Annotated in this window: 17 protein-coding genes; 10 read left to right on the forward strand and 7 right to left on the reverse strand. The window is 48.8% G+C overall.

Features of this window, described 5'->3' with window-relative positions:
* Positions 1-428: 428 nt before the first annotated feature.
* The 4 genes from ACYVK4_RS26735 (at position 429) to ACYVK4_RS26750 (ending at position 5,090) form a co-directional block, all read left to right on the forward strand.
* Complete coding sequence (locus ACYVK4_RS26735; protein WP_461130637.1) at positions 429-632, forward strand: hypothetical protein; 204 nt, start codon at positions 429-431, stop codon at positions 630-632.
* Positions 633-817: 185 nt separating this feature from the next.
* Positions 818-1,237 (forward strand): response regulator, encoded by a 420-nt coding sequence (locus ACYVK4_RS26740; RefSeq protein WP_461130638.1) that lies wholly within the window; start codon positions 818-820, stop codon positions 1,235-1,237.
* Positions 1,238-1,740: 503 nt separating this feature from the next.
* Positions 1,741-3,114, forward strand: coding sequence for a sensor histidine kinase (locus tag ACYVK4_RS26745; RefSeq protein WP_461130639.1), 1,374 nt, complete (start codon positions 1,741-1,743; stop codon positions 3,112-3,114).
* A 161-nt stretch (positions 3,115-3,275) separates the two neighbouring features.
* On the forward strand, positions 3,276-5,090 hold the full coding sequence (locus ACYVK4_RS26750) for a GAF domain-containing sensor histidine kinase (RefSeq protein ID WP_461130640.1): 1,815 nt from the start codon (positions 3,276-3,278) through the stop codon (positions 5,088-5,090).
* Between the two features lie 159 nt (positions 5,091-5,249).
* On the opposite strand, the gene ACYVK4_RS26755 is transcribed toward ACYVK4_RS26750, so the two are convergent.
* Positions 5,250-5,849, reverse strand: a complete 600-nt coding sequence (locus ACYVK4_RS26755) for a phosphatase PAP2 family protein (protein WP_461130641.1) — start codon at positions 5,847-5,849, stop codon at positions 5,250-5,252.
* A gap of 982 nt (positions 5,850-6,831) precedes the next feature.
* On the opposite strand from ACYVK4_RS26755, the gene ACYVK4_RS26760 reads away from it, so the two are divergent.
* Genes ACYVK4_RS26760 through ACYVK4_RS26770 form a run of 3 tightly spaced genes read left to right on the forward strand, consistent with a single transcriptional unit; the run spans position 6,832 to position 8,747 of the window.
* Entirely contained in the window at positions 6,832-7,671 is an 840-nt protein-coding gene (locus ACYVK4_RS26760; RefSeq protein ID WP_461130642.1) for an alpha/beta fold hydrolase, read from the forward strand.
* 3 nt (positions 7,672-7,674) lie between these two features.
* Entirely contained in the window at positions 7,675-8,163 is a 489-nt protein-coding gene (locus tag ACYVK4_RS26765) for an RNA polymerase sigma factor (RefSeq protein WP_461130643.1), read from the forward strand.
* A complete protein-coding gene (locus tag ACYVK4_RS26770; protein WP_461130644.1) occupies positions 8,160-8,747 on the forward strand; it encodes a hypothetical protein in 588 nt (195 codons plus the stop codon). The genes ACYVK4_RS26765 and ACYVK4_RS26770 overlap by 4 nt, the downstream gene beginning before the upstream one ends.
* Before the next feature lie 286 nt (positions 8,748-9,033).
* On the opposite strand, the gene ACYVK4_RS26775 is transcribed toward ACYVK4_RS26770, so the two are convergent.
* From ACYVK4_RS26775 to ACYVK4_RS26785, 3 genes are all read right to left on the reverse strand, one after another.
* A complete protein-coding gene (locus ACYVK4_RS26775) occupies positions 9,034-9,192 on the reverse strand; it encodes a hypothetical protein (RefSeq protein WP_461130645.1) in 159 nt (52 codons plus the stop codon).
* 78 nt (positions 9,193-9,270) lie between these two features.
* Positions 9,271-10,134 carry a beta-1,6-N-acetylglucosaminyltransferase gene (locus ACYVK4_RS26780; protein ID WP_461130646.1) on the reverse strand — a complete coding sequence of 288 codons (864 nt, stop codon included), beginning with the start codon at positions 10,132-10,134 and terminating at the stop codon, positions 9,271-9,273.
* A gap of 624 nt (positions 10,135-10,758) precedes the next feature.
* A complete protein-coding gene (locus tag ACYVK4_RS26785) occupies positions 10,759-10,995 on the reverse strand; it encodes a hypothetical protein (RefSeq protein WP_461130647.1) in 237 nt (78 codons plus the stop codon).
* Between the two features lie 935 nt (positions 10,996-11,930).
* Here ACYVK4_RS26785 and ACYVK4_RS26790 point away from each other — a divergent pair.
* Positions 11,931-13,358 carry a TlpA family protein disulfide reductase gene (locus ACYVK4_RS26790; RefSeq protein ID WP_461130648.1) on the forward strand — a complete coding sequence of 476 codons (1,428 nt, stop codon included), beginning with the start codon at positions 11,931-11,933 and terminating at the stop codon, positions 13,356-13,358.
* Positions 13,359-13,746: 388 nt separating this feature from the next.
* Here the strand turns inward: ACYVK4_RS26790 and ACYVK4_RS26795 are convergent, their stop codons facing one another.
* Positions 13,747-14,055, reverse strand: a complete 309-nt coding sequence (locus ACYVK4_RS26795) for a hypothetical protein (RefSeq protein WP_461130649.1) — start codon at positions 14,053-14,055, stop codon at positions 13,747-13,749.
* A 272-nt stretch (positions 14,056-14,327) separates the two neighbouring features.
* Positions 14,328-15,224 carry a helix-turn-helix domain-containing protein gene (locus tag ACYVK4_RS26800; protein WP_461130650.1) on the reverse strand — a complete coding sequence of 299 codons (897 nt, stop codon included), beginning with the start codon at positions 15,222-15,224 and terminating at the stop codon, positions 14,328-14,330.
* Between the two features lie 150 nt (positions 15,225-15,374).
* On the opposite strand from ACYVK4_RS26800, the gene ACYVK4_RS26805 reads away from it, so the two are divergent.
* Both ACYVK4_RS26805 and ACYVK4_RS26810 read left to right on the forward strand, forming a co-directional pair.
* Complete coding sequence (locus ACYVK4_RS26805) at positions 15,375-16,358, forward strand: aldo/keto reductase (protein WP_461130651.1); 984 nt, start codon at positions 15,375-15,377, stop codon at positions 16,356-16,358.
* A 968-nt stretch (positions 16,359-17,326) separates the two neighbouring features.
* Positions 17,327-18,592 (forward strand): sensor histidine kinase, encoded by a 1,266-nt coding sequence (locus ACYVK4_RS26810; RefSeq protein ID WP_461130652.1) that lies wholly within the window; start codon positions 17,327-17,329, stop codon positions 18,590-18,592.
* A 90-nt stretch (positions 18,593-18,682) separates the two neighbouring features.
* On the opposite strand, the gene ACYVK4_RS26815 is transcribed toward ACYVK4_RS26810, so the two are convergent.
* Positions 18,683-18,808 (reverse strand): hypothetical protein, encoded by a 126-nt coding sequence (locus ACYVK4_RS26815; protein WP_461130653.1) that lies wholly within the window; start codon positions 18,806-18,808, stop codon positions 18,683-18,685.
* Between the last annotated feature and the right edge of the window lie 107 nt (positions 18,809-18,915).

The following is an 18,915-nucleotide window of genomic DNA, read 5'->3' on the forward strand; positions in this document are numbered from 1 at the left end:
GAGTGACAAGGTAATTACAGTAAAAAATTTCGTCTTGTTGAAGTAGTTCCCACTTATAGAGAGAAGGCGTAAACATTTGTAGATGAAACTAATACTCAATCGCTATCTAATGGGTAGCGGCTGTTTTCTTTTTGTGAAAAAAAAGGCCAGCCCCATTTAGGGTTGGCCTTTCCGCTTCTATCCACACCATTAAGGGTCTATCCAACGGATAGTCCGTAATAAGCAGGTGCAATATAAGTCGCTCAACTACTAGGCAGCGTAATTATTGAGCTAAAAGTAACTAATGTAGGCATATCTGTTAATCTATTATTCCAATACCCATGGAATCATAAGCAGCACTGTACTAGTCGCTTACTGACAAAGAAAACATTAAATATATGCAAATAGTGTCTTTATATCATATATTTGATTGCCTTAACACGTACTCAATGTCCACCTATTCGACTAAAGATTATGAGCGGATCGGACGCATTATTCAGCTGATTAAACTCCATCGGCAAGGCCAAACGCCGATGGCCATGTGTCTAAGTCAGGAGCAATACTTGAAGTACTATTTATCGGCGGGTGATTGGCTGTTCTGGCAGGCCTTAAAGGCTGATGAATCACCTGATTCTCTTCCCATAGTTTGCTAAGGGCGTATGCTACTAACTAAGTTGGACAATTATTAAGAGCTAACCAAACATGAAGGACCGCCAGCGATCAGCCAGCGGTCTGATCCCAACTTATTGCCTGTCAAGAACCCTTTAATCACTTTCAAAGCCCTTCTTTTGAACAAAGTGTTTCTTCCCGGTTTAATGGAAAATTAACTTATATTTCCATGGCTTCTACCCCTCTAATTTTCGTGGTAGACGATCAGGCGGATTACCGCTTCATCCTCCAGCAGCTCTTTGGTCAACACTGCCCCACTGCCCCCGTCCGCTTTTTTGCCGGGGGGAAAGCCCTTTTAGAGGAGTTAGCTCGGATAGGGTATCAACCAAACTTGATTTTGCTGGATCGGTACATGCCGGACCTGGATGGCTATCAAACCTTGCTGGCCTTGAAAAGCCAACCCGCCTATACGAAAATTCCGGTGGTAATGATCAGTAGTGAGGCGTCTCCCCTTGAGATCAACGAATGTTTTGAAGCGGGGGCTCATTCATTCCTCAGTAAGCCACTGAATCTGCCGGCTACCAAAGTGATGGTTGAGGCGATTTGTCACGACTGGATCGAAACGAATCAGCGACTACTGTCGAATTAAGTGGTCCGGCGTAGGGGTGTTTAGCGAAGGGCAGGAGAAAAATCAGCCGCCGGGTGATCGGCATACCGGTTTTAATTGAGCCGGAATTCATCCACTCAACCTGAGGGTAAGCGAGCCGTTGACGCCGCCGGATAGACTGGATCAGCGACGGCCCAACGAATACGAAATGACCTACTGCCTGTTATCACCCGCCCGCCCGGCCCTTGGCGTCGTATAATTAATCAGTAAGGGGCTTGTTTGTTTAATCATCACCCACCCCGGGTAGTCAAGCTACCAAACATCCCCGGCAACCGGATAATCCCCCTTAACGCTGGTTCAATAACCCATTGGTCAATTAAATCGGCTCCGCGCGGCTCACTTCAGCCCCTACAGGTAAACTGGCCCCTCGATGCCCGGACAGCTGATCAGCCCTCTGTTCAGGCCATTGTTTAAACGGATTCAAACACTCACTCCTGAAGTACGGTTTATCAGCAAACCCCTAAAATTCTCCTGCCCCCACCGACATGCCTGGTGATCAACAACCCTTTGAATTGGCGCCTAATCTATCGAAACGCCTCAACGTTGAGTTAGCCCTCGAAGCGGCGGGCTTGGGCCTGTGGGAATTTGACCTGGTTAAGGGCGTCGTCAACTGGGATGAGCGGTGCCGGGCCCTCTATGGCTTCACCCAGGGTAGCCAAATTGCTTACCAGCAGTTTATCGAACGGGTTTATCCCCAGGATGTCATCCGACTGGGGGAAGAACTGCAGCGCCTGGCCGCGCTGGACTCCGATGGCCGCTACGACGTGACCTACCGCGTCTATCTTGCCGGGAATAGTGGTCTGCGCTGGGTACGCTCGTATGGACAGGCCACCTTCGCCGAGTCCGGCGAGTTGATCCGCTTTGCCGGGGTCGCCCAGGAGGTGACTCAGCAGGTCCGGATTCACCAACAACTCGAAGAGCAGGTGCAGCTGCGCACCCAGCAACTGGCCGCCACCAATGAAAAACTAACCACCACGAATCAGGAGCTGGTTAGCAGTAACCAGGCGCTGGAAAGGGCTAACTCGGATTTGATTCGCTCGAATCAGAATCACGAGCAGTTTGCCTACATTGCCTCCCACGACTTACAGGAACCGCTCCGGAAGATTCAACAGTTCGGCGATCTGCTCACAAACCGGTTTACCGACAGGGGGGGGGAGGCGTTTCTTTACCTGGAGCGCATGCAAAGTGCGGCCAGGCGCATGTCGCTGTTGATCAAGGACCTGCTGGCCTTCTCCCGGATTGCGACCAGTCAGGTCGTCGCCCGCCCCGTCGCCCTCAACCAGGTGATCGACCAGGTGGTGGAGGATCTCTCGGTGGTCATCGACGAGAGTGGGGCTCAGATTGCCGTTGACCCCTTGCCCACCGTAGCGGGGGATCCGTCCCAGCTCTGCCAGCTGTTTCAGAACCTGCTGGCCAATGCCATCAAGTTTAGTCACCGGTTGAGCGGCGATCAGCGGATACACCCCCGGATCCATATCCGGGCGAGTCAGGCCCCCCGCCATGAGCTCCCTAGTTCGCTGGCAGGCCCTCGCCCGGCCCCCGTTTATCACCGCATTGAGGTGATCGATAATGGGATTGGCTTTGAGGACAAATATGCGGACCGCATCTTTCAGGTGTTTCAGCGGCTTCATGGCAAGAATGAGTTCGCCGGCACGGGCATTGGTCTGGCGGTCGTCCAGAAAGTAGTTACCAATCACGGGGGGGGCTATTACGGCCCGGAGTCAACCGGGGGCAGGGGCTACCTTTACCCTCTACCTGCCCAGCCTGAACGGGGCGTAGCGTGGGGGATAAGGCCTGCGGTGGGTCGGTTAAGGATGGGGATACCTGCCTTTCATCATTCAAACAGATTCTCAAAATAAAGCGCCTCAAACCAGAACACCGTTCGTCCGCCGCTGATGCTGACAATCACCCCTTAGCGACCCGGGTAAGCTAGTGAATGCCCTGCCGGCCCCGCTGAAAGGGGGAAACAATTTGCCCGCTTTTGAGTCCTTATAGGGTATGTTTAATGACCCCCGAATCGATGCCTGAACCTCCTTTAGCCCCCGAGGAGACCAACCGACTGCTTGCCCTGGCCAGCTACGACATCCTGGACTCGTTGCCCGAAGCTGATTATGACGACATCACCCAACTGGCGGCCCAAATCTGCCAGACGCCCATCGCCCTCATTAGCCTGGTGGATGAAGCGCGCCAGTGGTTCAAGGCTAACCGAGGCCTTCCCCTCCGCCAAACCCCGCGGGAGCACTCCTTTTGCGCGCACGCTATTCGTACCCCCCGGCAGCCCCTGATCATAGCCGATGCCCGGACGGATCAACGCTTTACCGATAACCCCCTTGTGAAGGGTGATCCCCATATCGTGTTTTACGCGGGGGTGCCCCTCGTCGATGCCCAGGGGTTTGCCCTGGGGTCACTCTGCGTGCTGGATGAACAAACCCGCCAACTAACCGACGATCAGCTAGCCAGCCTGCAAATGCTTTCCCGGCAAGTGATGCGGCTCCTCGAGTTACGCCAGAAAACGCGCATCTTACAGGAACGGGAAGCACGGTATCAACTCGAAAACGAAGCCTTGAAGACCAGTCAGGCTCGTCTGGAGACGCTATTCAATCATGCCCCGATTGGTCTGGGGCTGCTGCGGGGGGAAGACCATGTGTTCGAGTGGGCCAATGACCGCATTGCTCAGATGGCGGGACGAACCGTTGACCAGATTCAGGGGAAGCCCCTGCTGGAAGCGCTGCCCGAATTGGCTCAACAAGGACTCAAGGAGATCTTTGATCGGGTTCGCCAGACGCGAAAACGCTTTGAAGCGCCGCAAATTCCCATCACCCTACGGCGTAACGACCAGGACGAGACCGCTTACTTCTATGCCAGCTTTGAGCCGGTCGAGGAGCCCGATGGCACGGTGAGTATCGTTGATTTCAGTTTGGAAATCACCCAGCAGTTGCTGGCTCAGCGGGCGCTGGCCGACAGTGAGGATCGCTATCGAAGACTGGCGGCTGACCTGGAGCAGCTGGTCGACCAACGCACCCAGGAGCTGGCCAGCGCCAATGAAGAACTGGCCGCCAGCAACCAGGAGTATGCGGGCATCAATGAGGAGCTGAAAGAAGCCAACTTGTTGCTCAAGCGCTCCAACGAAAATCTCCAGCAGTTTGCCTACGTCGCTTCGCACGACTTACAGGAGCCCCTGCGCAAGATTCGCCAGTTCGGGGATCTGTTGACCACCCACTACGCCGACTCGGCGGGCAACGAGCGGGTCTTTGTCGAACGGATGCAATCGGCGGCTGAGCGCATGTCCACGCTCATTAAAGACCTGTTGGACTTCTCACGCCTTTCCACCCGGCGGGAACCCAACCGGTTGATTTCCCTGGGGGAGGTGGTCGGGCAGGTCCTGTCTACCCTGGAGCTGACGCTGCAGGAAACGGGGGCTCAGGTGTGGGTCGATCCCTTACCCACCGTACCGGGGGATGGCTCGCAACTGGAACAACTTTTTCAGAACCTACTGGCCAATGCGCTGAAGTTTCGTCAGCCTGGGGTCGTACCCCGGATTGCCGTTCAGGCGGGCTGGGTATCGAGTGATCACCTGCCCGAAGGCATCCGAGTGGGCCGGAGCAGCATCGCTTATCACCGGATCGATGTAGCCGACAACGGCATTGGTTTCGAGGAGAAGTACCTCGACCGCATCTTTCAGGTGTTCCAGCGCTTACACGGGAAGGGGGCCTATGGGGGAACGGGGATCGGGCTGGCCATCTGTGAGAAAGTCGTCACCAACCATGGGGGCGCCATTACGGCCCGCAGCCAACCCGGTCAGGGAGCCACCTTTAGCATTTACCTTCCTGTATAGCACCCAGCAAACGTCGGTGTTCCTGTGTCGTTTGGCTGGGGAGCTATTGTTAATATTTTTGAAGCACTTGCTGGCCAAAAAGCTTAATCTCATTAAAGGCTGATTTTTTACAAGGTGGCTCCTTCAGTCAGTCTTGTAAGTGATGTTGGCTACGTACGTTTATGACAATACGGCAACTCTGTACAAGCCAGTCCCGGCTATCAAGCCAATCAATGCCCCAATTAAGATCTCCAATAAAGTATGCCGCCCTAACACCAGCCTGGAGAGGCCAATTAAGATGGCGAAAACACCCATCAGTAAGCCCAAAGGTTGGTTAATACCATAGATTGCCCAAGTCAGAAAAAAGGAGAGCGATGTATGTAAAGACGCTTTAATATACCGGTTTACCTCATAGGAAATAATCACCAACAGCAAAACGCAGGCGGTTCCATAGCAAAAAGGGCGGGGTTGATGCGTAGCAAACAAAAGGCCTGCCAACAGGGAGATGGCCCCAATCAAGACTGGATAGAATTGAGCGCGTTGTCTTTGATCGGACACATCAAAATTAGTGTATTGACCCCGCTTAACTTTTCGGTAATTGTACCATGAGATGGGTAAGACCACCCCACCCAGTAGCCCTGCGGATATAATCACGGCATTCATGATGGGCAACTGTTGGAACGTTACATAGAGGGCAAATAAGGTAGTTGTAAGCAGGGGATGCCCTATAAGGGAGAGTGCCTTTGCTGTTCTATAAATGAAGGGGGAAACAGGTTTCATAAGTACGTACTCGACCACGAAACAGAAGGTGGCGGGTTTTTGATCATGAGCTTATCAAGCTCTTCTGTTATATAATCAGCAACCGGTTAGCCAATCTACAAAAACTTTGAATTCAAGAATGAGATCTCACAAATCACTCTATTGATGTTACGTTTCACTTCGCTTTAGCGAAGTGACGAATTGTCTCACTTGCCGAAAACTACCCAGCGTTGAGCGATTTTCTCAGGTTTTCATCGGCTTGGTTGACAGTAAAAAATAAAAGCAGGCCCAATACCGTCCCGGTAACGAGAATGGTTATCGATAGATTCTTAATAAGTTGACATTGGTTAGACTAAAAGTTAACTCGAAAATGGATTACTTGTTAGCTGTGACCTGTGCTTAACCAAGCTGTTTACCGTTAGCTAATGGTCGGTTTCGTACCGAATGCCCCTTTCTGAATTAGCCATTTGACCCCTAGTCCGCCCGCAGCCCAGAAGTTTTCGTACTGCGCCGAAACTCGGCATCTGTCCACATATTCGTTATACAGCGATAGATCGTCCAGATCAAAAACCGCCCTTTTGCCCACCCCCGACTGGATCAAGCAACACTAGAAAGAAGGGTTACATTGAGTTGGCGGTAAACCCTATTTCAGGCAGATTGGTTACGATGGCCTGAACGATAATGCTCCTTATAGCCAATGTTGACGCGTTGGGCAAAGGTCGACCAACTTGTTATCACTCGGCACGGGCCGGGCATATAATGGGGTCTATGAAAATAATGTTGAGCTGTTTATGCACCTGTCTCTTAATACGCTTCTGCACAAGACGAGAAAAAGGTATCTGTTCATAAAATAGGGCGTTTAATGAACCGGCTTGTTTTAATCTCTGACCAACGCCATCCGTTGCATACGCCAGATCTTACCCGTGGTTTTTTTGATGATTTCGGGTTCGGCGGTGTAACAAAGCGGCCGACGATGAATCCAAAGGAAAAAACAATCGCTACTATGAAAATTACTAAGCTCGTCTGGCTTATACCCCTGCTGCTCCTCTCACTCCGCCTACCGGCCCAACAAACAGCCTTTACGGTCAAGGTTACCGGTCACGGAGAACCTGTACTCCTTTTGCCTGGATTCACTTGCACGGCCGAGGTGTGGCAAGAAACCGTTGCGGCTATCTCGGCTAATCATGAATGCCATGCCTTCACTTTCGCAGGCTTTGGGGGTGTTCCACCCATTGATCTGCCCTGGCTACCCACTATCAAGACCCAACTCATCGAGTATATCAAAAACAAAAACCTGCATCAGGTGACCATCATTGGCCACAGCTTGGGAGGAACATTAGGGATGTGGTTGGTGACTACCCAACCAGATTTGTTCAAGAAGCTCATTGCGGTCGATGCGTTACCCTGCACGGGTGCCTTATTTATGCCTAACTTTAAGGCAAGCCAGATGGTATACGACAATCCCTTCAGTAAGCAACAGCTGGCTATGGATAGTGTCCACTTTCAGCAGATGGCCCGACAGATGGCTGCGGGGATGAGTTTGAATCAAACGAAACATGATCAACTCGTTGACTGGATGGTGAAAGCAGATCGGAAAACCTACGTGTATGGATACGTTGATTTATTAAAGTTAGACCTGCGGGAAGACCTGGCCAACACGACAGTGCCCGTGGTCATTTTGGCGGCTACCCATCCCAATCGGCAACAGATTGAAGCAACCTGGAATCAGCAACTGGCCAAATTAAAGGAGAAGCGTATTTACTATGCTGACCAGTCGGCTCATTTTATTATGTATGACCAGCCAGCGTGGTTTATTGCCAGGATTAAGGAGAATCTTCAGTAATTGATGCCGCTACAAGAGGAAGAATTCACTCAGATCTACAGGTCCCATTTTGCGAAGGTTTTACGTCTCTGTAGGGGCTACGTAAAGGGGGATCAGGCCATCGCTACCGACCTGGCACAAGAGGTGTTCATTAAAGTATGGCAACATCGAAGCCAGTTTAGGGAAGACGCTTCTGTCAGTACATGGATCTACAGGATAGCGGTTAACACCTGTCTGCTTGAGCTTCGAAAGACGGCGGCTAACAGGGAAATTCAGACGGACGTTCTCCCCGAGAGGGCTGATGAAAACGAGGGGTTAGTGATCGAGGAGCGACTTCAGCAACTGTATCGCGGCATTTACCAACTCGAGGAGACCGCTCGCTTAATAATCCTGCTCGTACTGGATGGACTTCCCTACGAAGACATTTCGCGTATTGTTGGGATTTCAGAAAGTTTATTACGCGTAAAAATTCACCGAATCAAAAAACGACTAGCTACTTTGATACAGTCATGACCAACTTTGAGCACATACAGGCGCTTTGGAACCAGCAGCCGGACCCTGATCAGCCCCAGGCGGCTCGTGCGATAATTGCCCGAGCCGAAACGAACAACCAGCAGCTACTTGCCTTTCACTATGGAACCACTATTACCCTTTCAATAACCGTCCTTGTTGTGGCAGGCTACTTCTGGGTTTACGGTACGACCACCAATCCGAGGGTTATGATGGGTGGTCTGCTGATGATCGTTGCCCTAGTGCTGCGCATTGGTGTAGAATATTATAGTTACCGCCGATTGGCTGCTATTAATCCAGGCATTGATCTTCGTGCCTGTCTGGCCAGCACCCAGTCTTTCCATCGCTTAAGGCAACAGATTCAGTTCGTGCTAACCCCATTAAGTTTGGGGAGTTATGTTGGGGGCTTCATCATGCTTTTGCCTTACGTTAAAGCGGGGGTTAGTCAAGGCTTCTACTGGTATATTATCATTTCGGGCAGTCTCTTTTTACTTGTCCTCTGTGTGATCATATACCGGCAGATTCGCAACGAGATGCGCCTGTTAGACCAACTAAAAGACAGCTATACCGCCTTATTGACAATTTAACTAACTGGCCGTTGACATTGTAGGCGATGGATCATATGGGACGAATATTGAAAATTACTGGCCGTATGCGAGTGATGGCGTTGGACAGTTACTAAAAAATTACTGTCCCATAAAACGCTCCCGCGTGGGACGAAGAAACAGGCTGGCATCAGCTGTTCAAAAAGGGCAATTTAAGAGGCCGCTTAACTTTACTATCTGTCCAATGCCATCAGTTGCATATGACTGAGCGCTGACGGTGTTTCGATTGACATCTAAAATACGGTCGGTAGGACGTATGCCTGTTTCATTAAGCACTTTTTGAACGGTACGCCGGTGCGGTGATCTGCTCCTTGACTAAGGGGTCGCGGGACGTGTGGGTATAGAGCCGCCGGAGCACTTCGGCCACCGTCAAAGCATCGGTAGCGTTTGAGGTGTTGAGTTTGGCCACCATGTTTGCCGGTAACATCCGCTACGGCGCACCATCTCTAATACCAGCCATAAAGATGCCCTATTCACCCCAATTAGGCCACAACTAAATCGTTTGTTAATAATTTGAGGTGATGATTTGATCAATTTCATTTAAAATAGTGGCATCGACAACCGGGTCAAATTTCCTGGCAAAAAGTTTCTCGGATTGAGCTAAAGCATTTAAGTCTTCAATACCTAACGTTTTCGGTCTATCGCCACCTCTTGACCAGTCAATATACCTTAAGTTATTGTTCACTACTTGATCTTTAAAAGGAGATCCCATGACAATAGTAGGTATCAAAAATTCGTCTGCGCCCCAGGTGAATCGCATGAACTTGTTAAGTTGCTTATTACTGTTAATGAAGTCTACTACATATTTAGCGCATTCAATATCCATTGTCCACCAGGTAGCACAACTACTGCCATATAAAGGAAGTTGTAATGGAAATTCTCTTTCTGTAATAACTGAATTGAGCAGTCTCTGAATTATATACTTGCCTTTGTATCGATAATCGTTAAAATTAAACGTTGTGATCCTATATTTAGCCTGTCTCCACCATATGTAAGCATCAGGTAGTGAGTACGAAATGAACGAAAGCCCAGCTTGTTGGATCAAGTAATCATGAATATAGTTTACGGGTTTGATCGGATAATCTTGCGAACTAATTAAGTTTATACACCTGTACTCTTTACCGGTATTAATTATTTCAACCAATGAGTTAATGATCGCTTTGGTAAAGCTGTACCCCCCCCATGTCACTTTACACCTATTTTTAATTAATGAAACCCGGTCTATCTTTTCCAGGAATGTAAAATCATTTTCATCTACGTTACCATCAATATGAATATAAAAATCAAAATTAACATGGTATAATGACCTTATTAATCTTTCTACTTGAGAAGGAGATTTATAAGTAGTTATTAAAAACGCAATTCTCATTACATTTAATTGGATTGAGTGGTCGTGTCTTAACTGTGGCTATTCAACTTAAAAATAAATGATTAATCAGTAAGCCAATTACTGCGTTGGGCACGAAAATAGATTTTAAGAAACAATTCGTTCGACCCGCTAACCGCTTGTTTCGGGTGCGTGAGTCCCACCGGGTCGCCGGAGCGATGCTTTCGTTCGACACTGTATGCGACTGATGGCTAGTCTGTCGAAGCGTCTGACCGGCAGGTATCAAAATTACCGTATCATGAAAGGCTCCCATTTAGGACCAATGGAGCAACGTGTTTATACTTATTGGTTCGGGCGTTTTTCGATACAGAAAATTGATAAGAATTGTAGGGCAAAATAAGTTGAATTCATCAGGTAAAAAAGCCTGCTTACACAATAAGCAGGCTTTGAACTACATATTTAGTTGTCAATTAAATAGAAATACATAAAGCCAGCGACTGTATATGATCGAATAAAGTATTCTTTGTCAAACAACCAATTCTATAAGGTAGCTTTCTAAACATACTGAATCACTGCCACTTAAAAACAGCGGCTTCATGTAGACTATGGCTTGCAGGTAAACTGACCTAGGGGCAACCAAAAAATGATCAATTCCTCACCGTTGTTTCAATCAAAATTGGTCATAAGACTATAGAAATGCTGCTGGTAATGTTGCTTAGCTTCTTTTAAATCGGTGAACAAATCAGTTCGTTGATACGCTTTACCATCGCTCAACCAGTAGGTGGCGGATAAAATCTCCTCGTTGTCCCGGCGCAAATCGACATCAACAATATCCAGCTTTGCGAGCTGATACTCCTTCGAAATAACGATCACCTGATCACCGGTAGCAAGTAAAGTTGGCATAAAAACTGACTAAGTTAAATTACTACTAAAACAAGGGTTAATTATACTCTATTGTAACCATACAGACGCCTGATCTATCCATTTTTACGTTTAAAAACTTATTAAATTAAGCCAAAAGTTTACTAAACACCTCCGAATGGAAATATTAGTAGTTAGTTTTACTTAGTTGATAACACTTTTGTCTGGTGTCGCCGTAAATTAATGAGTCCGCCATCAAATTTGCTCTCTACCAGGCAGACTCTTCCCTGGTGAAGAGTATCCTGCCAGACAATAACTTAATCGGTGCGGGCCGGTGGTGTAAACCATTCTGAATAGGCCACAAACCATTGGCCGCGCTCTCCGGGACGCGGTCCCCGGGACTAATTCTATTGCAACTTGTTGAATTGGCAGGTTATTCGGGCCGAAAGGCAAAAAGTCGAGCGCTGGCAGCCCGGTCAGATTTATATGTATCCAAAGGCAATCTGTCTTTCCGTTATTTAATGTTAGCAATCCTGTTGATAGACGAATCCCGACGTTTAAGTTTTGTATCGGATTGCTGAAGCTAACGCTTGCTGACGGGCATGATTTCATCAGCTGTTTTTTCCATTCAAACGTTGGCGGATCAACGCATGTTTTCTGATTAGCCTGGTAACCCCATGACAGGCATAGTACTCACCTCGATCAGGGCTAAACTGGTCAGATTGCCTACAATCCTTATAATCTCAAAATACCCTCCCGCCTCAGACGAAGAAGTCTTCATGTGTCTGCTCGTTAATTCGGGCCATATTTGAAAACCCTGTTCCTTGTGACTACTTATCATTTCGCCTTAGGTCGTGGCAGGGGTAGGGCTAGGCTTGTTTTTATTCCATAAAAGATAACATTTGTTATATTTTAGCCTGCATAACATAAATTTATTTTTACATTTATAGTCTACCTGTACTCTCAACGAACGATGTATGAAAAGCTTTATCCTCTTCACGCAGATATGGTTAGTCTGCCTAGTCACTTTACCCACACATTGCCTGGTAGCGCAAAGTTCAAGCACCTCGGCCGTTATCCACTATAAGGGCACCATTCCTTATTTCCTGTACTATCAAGACGAGTTCTTAGATGAACACGAAGTCTTCTTTGATCTCCGCGACAAAACAACAAGCAAGCATACCATTGTTTTACCCCTCAAGAAATCCCTATTGATTCGATTTTCGGGGAATAATGATCAACTACCCGTGCTGATAAAGCCAAAGGATACCTTAACTATTGAACCGCTTCAAGGGCGTATTAGAGGAGGGAAAGGTCAGGAAGCGAATTTCTATCCTTTTCTGGAGAAGCAACAGGTCAGTATGGGCATACCTGACTTCTGGTCGATTGAATGGACACCCAAGCTAAAATTTGACGTCTTGATGGATGAATTTAGACGGCTCAGAGATAAACGCCTGGCGATTGCGGATAGCTTACGGGAAGCGGCCCAACTGTCAACCAAATTTCATCAGCAGGCTACCATTGAGATCCAGAGTGCCTACCTACAGGCACTCTTGCTGCCCTTTGTTAAACCCCATACCAATGGCTTTACAGCCAGGAATCTCCCCACCTGGTACCTGGATACACTGAGCCGGTATAAGTCCTTCTTTACGCATGACGACCTATTAACCGGCAATTCGCTGACTTACCGATACTGCTTAAATAACTACGTGAAGTACTTGTCTTTCCGGACTCAGCAAGTTGACAGTCAAGAAGGCGACTATCAGACAGCGAACCAACAACTATCGGGAAAACATCGCGATTTTGCTCTTTTCTCAATCGTGAAAATCTATCTCAAAGAAACGGGTGCGTCAATTAAAAAAAGCAGTTTGCTCAATCAGTATCGTGAGGATATCAGGGAGCAGGGTTATGTAAACAACCTGGATGCTACTCTTGAAAGCAAGGAAAGGGAGCGGAACGAGGTGGTAACGGCTAGTGAGTTTGTCAATCAGAAGCTGGACATGGTCAGTGGGGCACAGATAACGTGGCAGCAGATCTTGTCATCGAATAAAGCAAACGTAGTTTATCTGGACATGTGGGCGAGCTGGTGCGGTCCTTGCCGAAAGGAAATGCCAAATTCGGTTAGCTTGGCTAATCAGTTCAAGGGTAAGCCGGTCAAATTTGTTTATGTTTCCATTGACAGTGATCGTCCCAAATGGCTCGCAGCTTTGAAAACCTTGAAGCTGCCGATAGCCCGGGCTCAGCACTATCGACTAGCCCCGGATAGTAAGCTAGCCAAGTTACTGACGAAAGGGTCCATTCCTAAATATGTAGTCATTAACAAAGACAGCCGCATTCACACAACTGACGGGCCTAGACCAAGTGAGGAGCAGACAAAAAAACTGTTGGTTGGCTTAACTGACTAGCCCGGAATTGCGAAAAGCTTTCCTGGGTTAGTAACTCTCATGGTTATATTAACTTACTGTTCAGTCATTCGTTGTCATTTCATTAGACGAGTCGGCCACTGATTGAGTTGAACGCTATCTGAAAATAGTGTCTCAGCAAATGCTCCTTTCGTAACCGCAAAATAGCTTTGGCAAAAGAAGTGCTAAATAATCGATCTCTCTAGCAAACTACACAATAAACTCCGCCAACTAACGTTTTGAATCTGTTATCTGACATCGAAGCTCCATTGGTTCAACCTATGGGGCTTTTTTTGTGTCATGAAACGCTCTATCAAGTAGACATCTAGTTGGTAGTATCGGTCCATTTTAGTCTATATACTACGGACCAGATCAATCTAGGAAAGGGTAGCTAAGCATGAATTTGGAGAAGCTGGCAAGCCTCAGACACTTTGTGCTTTACCTGAGCCAGTGCCTCCTCTTGGTCTTCCTCAGTCAAGGCTTCGATAAAGGTCACGTACTCGGTCGTCAGGGCCGAGTCGACCAGACGAGCCGCATCACCAACTACATCCTTCTCCTCGGAAATAGTATTACTCAGTTGGCGAATGCGCTCCTCAATCTGTTTAAGTTTTTCCTTGATTAAGTCGGGATTATCCTGTTTAAGCCCTAAGAGCGTTGTGTAATCGGCCAGTATCTTCTTTTTAATGGGTTCGTTTTCCATGGGCAACGTGGGGAGTGAGTTTGTGACATCTGCTCTTGACTAACCTCAGGCCCTACCGCCTTGTTAAATCAAACCTGTGGCTCATCAAACGTACTCTACAACTAAACCACCTAGCTTACTGTAGAGCCTAATTTAAGCGCTTGCCCGATTTATGCCACTAATTTTATTTGATAGATTGAAAAATCATTGTCTCGCAAAAACGCTCTCAAGTAAAACGATAACGTATACATATTGCTGCCTTTTAAGTCTGGCGTTTAAAGGCACAGCTTTTATCAATTGAGCATTCTGTACGTGTTGGGCGGGAAGCCTACCTGCTGCTTAAACAAGCGCGTAAAATGAGAGGGGTATTTGAAGCCCAGTTCATAGGCAATCTGACTAATGGATTTGCGGTCATCAACTATCTTTTCTTTTGCCACATCAATCACTTTAGATTGAATGTAGTCCTGAGCCGACCGGCCGGTTGCTTTCTTCACCAGGTCACCGAAATAATTGGGGGATAAATGCAGGGCTTCGGCACAGTAAGCGACCGAAGGCAAGCCTGCAGTCTGCGGTTTATCGGATGAAAAATAGCCAGCCAACAAAGATTCAAACCGTTCCAGGATGCCCTGGTTGGCATCGTCCCGCGTAATGAACTGACGGTCGTAAAAACGGATGCAGTACTGGAGCAGCAGCTCGATGTTGGTCGCAATTAGTCCTTTGGTGTGCTTGTCTATGTTTTGATCAAGTTCATATTCAATTTTTGCCAGGCAATCGATCACAATACGACGCTCTTTATCTGACAGGTGGAGCGCTTCATGAACAGCGTACGAAAAGAACGAATAAGCCTGCATGTGTTTGCCTAACGGAGTGCCGTTTAGCAGGTCACCATGAAAGAGCAAGGCCCAGCCTTTGGGGGCAAATAGGTCAACGCCGGCTTGCACGCCTACCACTTGTCCGGGTGCGATAAATATCAGACTTCCTTCCTGGTAGTCATAGTGTCTTCTTCCGTAACGCAGCTGGCCATGATTCTGCTCTTTCAGCCCCACCGCATACAGTCCAAAGTTGAATGACCCCGCAGGCATTGGTCGCGCTTGAGAGAGGTCGATCACCGTAACCAGCGGATGTTTGGTTGGCACACCCCGAAGGGTATTGTACTGCGCGATGCTGCGAATGTTTACAATCTCTTCCATCCCTCGTTGGTTTATCGCTACAAACTTACGGCTTCCGGCAAGCCCTTTTCATGCCGGCTTTCCTCATCAGTAATAGTGGTAAGAATACCCGTAATCTGTATAAAAAAAGGGGCTTCCTTCCCCCCAATTTTGCAACAGAAAACATCAAACATGAAAACACGACAACTAGGAACCTCAGGATTGGTTGTGTCCGAATTGGGTTTGGGCTGCATGGGCTTAAGCCACGGGTATGGTCCGGCCACTAATGAACACGAGGCCATTGCCCTCATTCAACAAGCGTATGAATCGGGTATTACCTTCTTTGATACCGCCGAAGTGTATGGACAAGGTGCCAATGAACAGTTGGTAGGAAAAGCTCTGCATCATGTTCGGGATAACGTCATCATTGCGACTAAGTTTGGCTTTGCCAATGGCAGGAATACCGATGGGTTGGATAGTCACCCGAAGCGCATTAGACAAGTGGCGGAAAACTCGCTCCGGTATCTGCAAACCGATTACATCGACTTGTTTTATCAACACCGGGTGGACCCGAATGTGCCGGTTGAAGAAGTGGCCGGCACGGTAAGCGAGTTAATTGCCCAAGGCAAAGTAAAGCACTTCGGCATGAGCGAAGCCGGTGTGCACAGTATCCGCAAGGCTCATGCGGTACAACCCGTGGCCGCCCTGCAAAGCGAGTACTCCATGTTCTGGCGGGAACCGGAAAAAGAGATCATTCCACTGCTGGAAGAATTAGGCATTGGCTTCGTTCCGTTTAGCCCGCTGGGCAAAGGATTTTTAACGGGCAAGATGACGGCGGCCACTGAATTTGACCCGACCGATTGGCGTAATGTCATGCCCCGTTTTAGCAAAGAAAACCGCGAAGCGAATCAAATCATTGTTGAGCTTGTCATCAAGATTGCAGGCGAACACAAGGTTACGCCCGCTCAGATTGCCTTGGCCTGGCTGTTGGCGCAAAAACCCTGGATTGCCCCGATTCCGGGAACCACAAAAGGAACTCGTTTAGCCGAAAATATTGGTAGTACAACTATGACCTTATGCGATGATGATTTAGCTCCAATCAACAAGGCTTTGGACACCCTCAATCTTCAAGGAGAACGTTATCCCGCAATTTTGGCAGGACTACAAGGCAAGTAAAAATTCATGCTTTGGGTGATGAGTTCCTCTGTCCTGATACGTTTTCTCACGTATCAGGGCAGAGGCTTTGGTTTTTAGAGCTATGACAGTATAAAGGTTCATGGCCAGTGACTCTACACGCTAATTAACCTTATTGACCTGTTCACTTGTCAACGAAAGCACTTATCTCAGGAAAACCCTCCCAGATGAGACGAGGAGCGATTTGCGTATCGATAATTCGGGGGTTTTAAGAAACAGTGGTCCTACTAGACATTGTACTTTTTTCATGCGCGATTCGGTTTCTCACTTCACTACCATGACATAGATCGGTCCGAAAGGAGAAACGTCTTGTAATGAAGTACAGATGTAAGCTCATACCTGTCTCAGGAGGTACTAATCAAGACCTTATTGTACTCGAATTAACTGAACGTCTAGCACCGGGCGGCCATCGACCGTAAGCCTTGTATGACCATGCGTAACGTTCGCACTACATCCGACAGGGGAAAATGTAGCTGACTATGCCCCTTACTATCCGTTTGCATAAGGGGTTTCCAATAGAGAACGTCCCGTTGATCAATGCGGCCAGAAATAGTGCAGGTGTTTGCCTCCACATCATATCTTGGCACATAAAATTAGCGCTGCACCGACGGGTAACCAACAAATTGAATCGGCTTCATAGCCTTCTCAGTTCTCGCATTGCCCTGCCTAGACCGTGAAGCTTGAGCCAATTAAGGGTCTCAATGGATGTGGTCATGCTGGAGATGGGGAAAGGGGGTTCGTCGAGCCGCCTTGTGGGTCGCTTATGGGCTGAACCAGCCAGGTACCGTCCGATAAAAAAACCGTTTTTTTTAAACAACTAGCTTTAACAAGTGTTACGTCAAACGAATAACGGTTTTACGTATACGTTTCTTTCGCCTGGTTGCCCAGTTGGGATCACTTCCTCCGGACGAGCCGCTCCTGCCGGATGTAGGCCTCTTTCCTGTTCAACCATGATAGCCCCTACCCATTCAGCGTCGGCTCCGCAAGGCCAACTCGCTTCTTTTCTAGCCGCCCGGCGCGAGGCTCTACTGGCCAACTGGCGAACCGCTTGTGAGACCGATCCGGGCCTGAGAAGCGTTAACCACTTAAGCCCCGACGAGTTTGCCAACCAAGTTCCTTTCATGCTCAATGTGCTTCAGCAGCAGTTACAGCATCAGGCGGAAGAAGCCCAGGTGGACCACCTGGCCGCGGAGCATGGCCTGCTTCGTTGGCATAAGGGCTACGTCCTGGCCGAATTGTTGGCCGAGATGCACTATTTAGGCCAGAGTATGCTGGCCGAACTGGGGACCTTCTGGCAACTTTACCCTTCAACCGATTGCCCCATGGTCACCCAGACCTATGAGCACTTCTTTGCGTTTGCCAATCAGATCAACACCGGTAGTGTGAGCCAGTTTACCCACTTACAACGCACGGCGGCAGCCAGCCGGGTCAACGTACTGGAAAAAGCCCTGGCGGAACTTCAGGCGCTCAGCCAGCAACGCCTGGAGCTCCTGCGCCATTCCTCCCATGACCTACGGGGTAGCTTTGGGACTATTCTGGGCGCTGCTTCTTTGCTGGGACTGGTAATGGACTCCCAACAGGAGCGTAAACAGATGCTGGACATGTTGCTGCGGAACCTGACTACTTGCCGCTCGCTGGTTACCCAGTTGATGGATCTGGCCCGCTTAGAAGCCGGACAGGAAGCTTTGCACATTCAGCCCCTGGATGCGGGTCAGTTGTTGACCAATCTAGTGGATAGCTACCAGCCGCTGGCCGTCGAGCGGGGACTTTTACTCAAAGCGGACGGGCCGGCCAGCTTGCCCGTCGAGTGTGATCCGGTTCAGCTTCAGCGCATTATTCAGAATCTGGTGCTCAACGCCCTCAAGCATACGCCGACCGGTTGGGTATCCGTCTGCTGGAGTCGAGAGAATGAGTTTCAGTGGATGGTCAGCGTGCAGGATTCGGGCCCGGGCTTACCCACCGCTACTCGGGCGGGTTCAAGCCCCCCCTGGGGAGTCCCCTCCCCCGAAACCACCACGGCCGTTGATTTCGACGATGCTCAGCCAGCGGCTGTCGCCCTTTCGTCCCGCTCCGGGTTTGCCCACCAGGGGGAAGGCGTGGGTTTATCCATCGTCAAGGGCTTGTGTGAACTACTGCGGGCTAGTCTGGAGATCGACAGCCGGCCAGGCGTAGGCACCCTGTTTCGGATACAGCTGTCCATTCAGAAGCATCTTTGAAGGCCACCGCTACCCTCTCTTGGAGGTGTACCTTCCAACCACGTTAGGAGAGCCTTACCTGTTTCTTCCAGCCCTAAAGCAGGTTTTGCGTTAGCCTTTGTTAACGGGTAATGGCTGGAACTTGACCCTGTAAACGCTTTCCCCCTGCTGATAGATCGGGCCCACATCAGCTCCATGGACGGACGAGACCAGGCTGGGAACGGCTGCTAGTTGCATAACCGTCATTCGTTGGCTGTCGTTCTTACTAACCCGTAGCTAGACCTTTCCTACAAGCCCAAGGGTATGGTTCATTTTTTTAGCTGCGTCCGTACTCTCACTTTTTT

It is taken from the genome of Spirosoma aerophilum (assembly GCF_054782495.1).

Coding starts and splice junctions, on each gene's coding strand:
- ACYVK4_RS26815 (WP_461130653.1), bottom strand. CDS start 18,808: ATGCAACTAGCAGCCGTTCCCAGCCTGGTCTCGTCCGTCCATGGAGCT.
- ACYVK4_RS26745 (WP_461130639.1), top strand. CDS start 1,741: ATGCCTGGTGATCAACAACCCTTTGAATTGGCGCCTAATCTATCGAAA.
- ACYVK4_RS26765 (WP_461130643.1), top strand. CDS start 7,675: ATGCCGCTACAAGAGGAAGAATTCACTCAGATCTACAGGTCCCATTTT.
- ACYVK4_RS26760 (WP_461130642.1), top strand. CDS start 6,832: ATGAAAATTACTAAGCTCGTCTGGCTTATACCCCTGCTGCTCCTCTCA.
- ACYVK4_RS26800 (WP_461130650.1), bottom strand. CDS start 15,224: ATGGAAGAGATTGTAAACATTCGCAGCATCGCGCAGTACAATACCCTT.
- ACYVK4_RS26780 (WP_461130646.1), bottom strand. CDS start 10,134: ATGAGAATTGCGTTTTTAATAACTACTTATAAATCTCCTTCTCAAGTA.
- ACYVK4_RS26740 (WP_461130638.1), top strand. CDS start 818: ATGGCTTCTACCCCTCTAATTTTCGTGGTAGACGATCAGGCGGATTAC.
- ACYVK4_RS26750 (WP_461130640.1), top strand. CDS start 3,276: ATGCCTGAACCTCCTTTAGCCCCCGAGGAGACCAACCGACTGCTTGCC.
- ACYVK4_RS26775 (WP_461130645.1), bottom strand. CDS start 9,192: ATGTTACCGGCAAACATGGTGGCCAAACTCAACACCTCAAACGCTACC.
- ACYVK4_RS26735 (WP_461130637.1), top strand. CDS start 429: ATGTCCACCTATTCGACTAAAGATTATGAGCGGATCGGACGCATTATT.
- ACYVK4_RS26790 (WP_461130648.1), top strand. CDS start 11,931: ATGAAAAGCTTTATCCTCTTCACGCAGATATGGTTAGTCTGCCTAGTC.
- ACYVK4_RS26805 (WP_461130651.1), top strand. CDS start 15,375: ATGAAAACACGACAACTAGGAACCTCAGGATTGGTTGTGTCCGAATTG.
- ACYVK4_RS26795 (WP_461130649.1), bottom strand. CDS start 14,055: ATGGAAAACGAACCCATTAAAAAGAAGATACTGGCCGATTACACAACG.
- ACYVK4_RS26770 (WP_461130644.1), top strand. CDS start 8,160: ATGACCAACTTTGAGCACATACAGGCGCTTTGGAACCAGCAGCCGGAC.
- ACYVK4_RS26785 (WP_461130647.1), bottom strand. CDS start 10,995: ATGCCAACTTTACTTGCTACCGGTGATCAGGTGATCGTTATTTCGAAG.
- ACYVK4_RS26755 (WP_461130641.1), bottom strand. CDS start 5,849: ATGAAACCTGTTTCCCCCTTCATTTATAGAACAGCAAAGGCACTCTCC.
- ACYVK4_RS26810 (WP_461130652.1), top strand. CDS start 17,327: ATGATAGCCCCTACCCATTCAGCGTCGGCTCCGCAAGGCCAACTCGCT.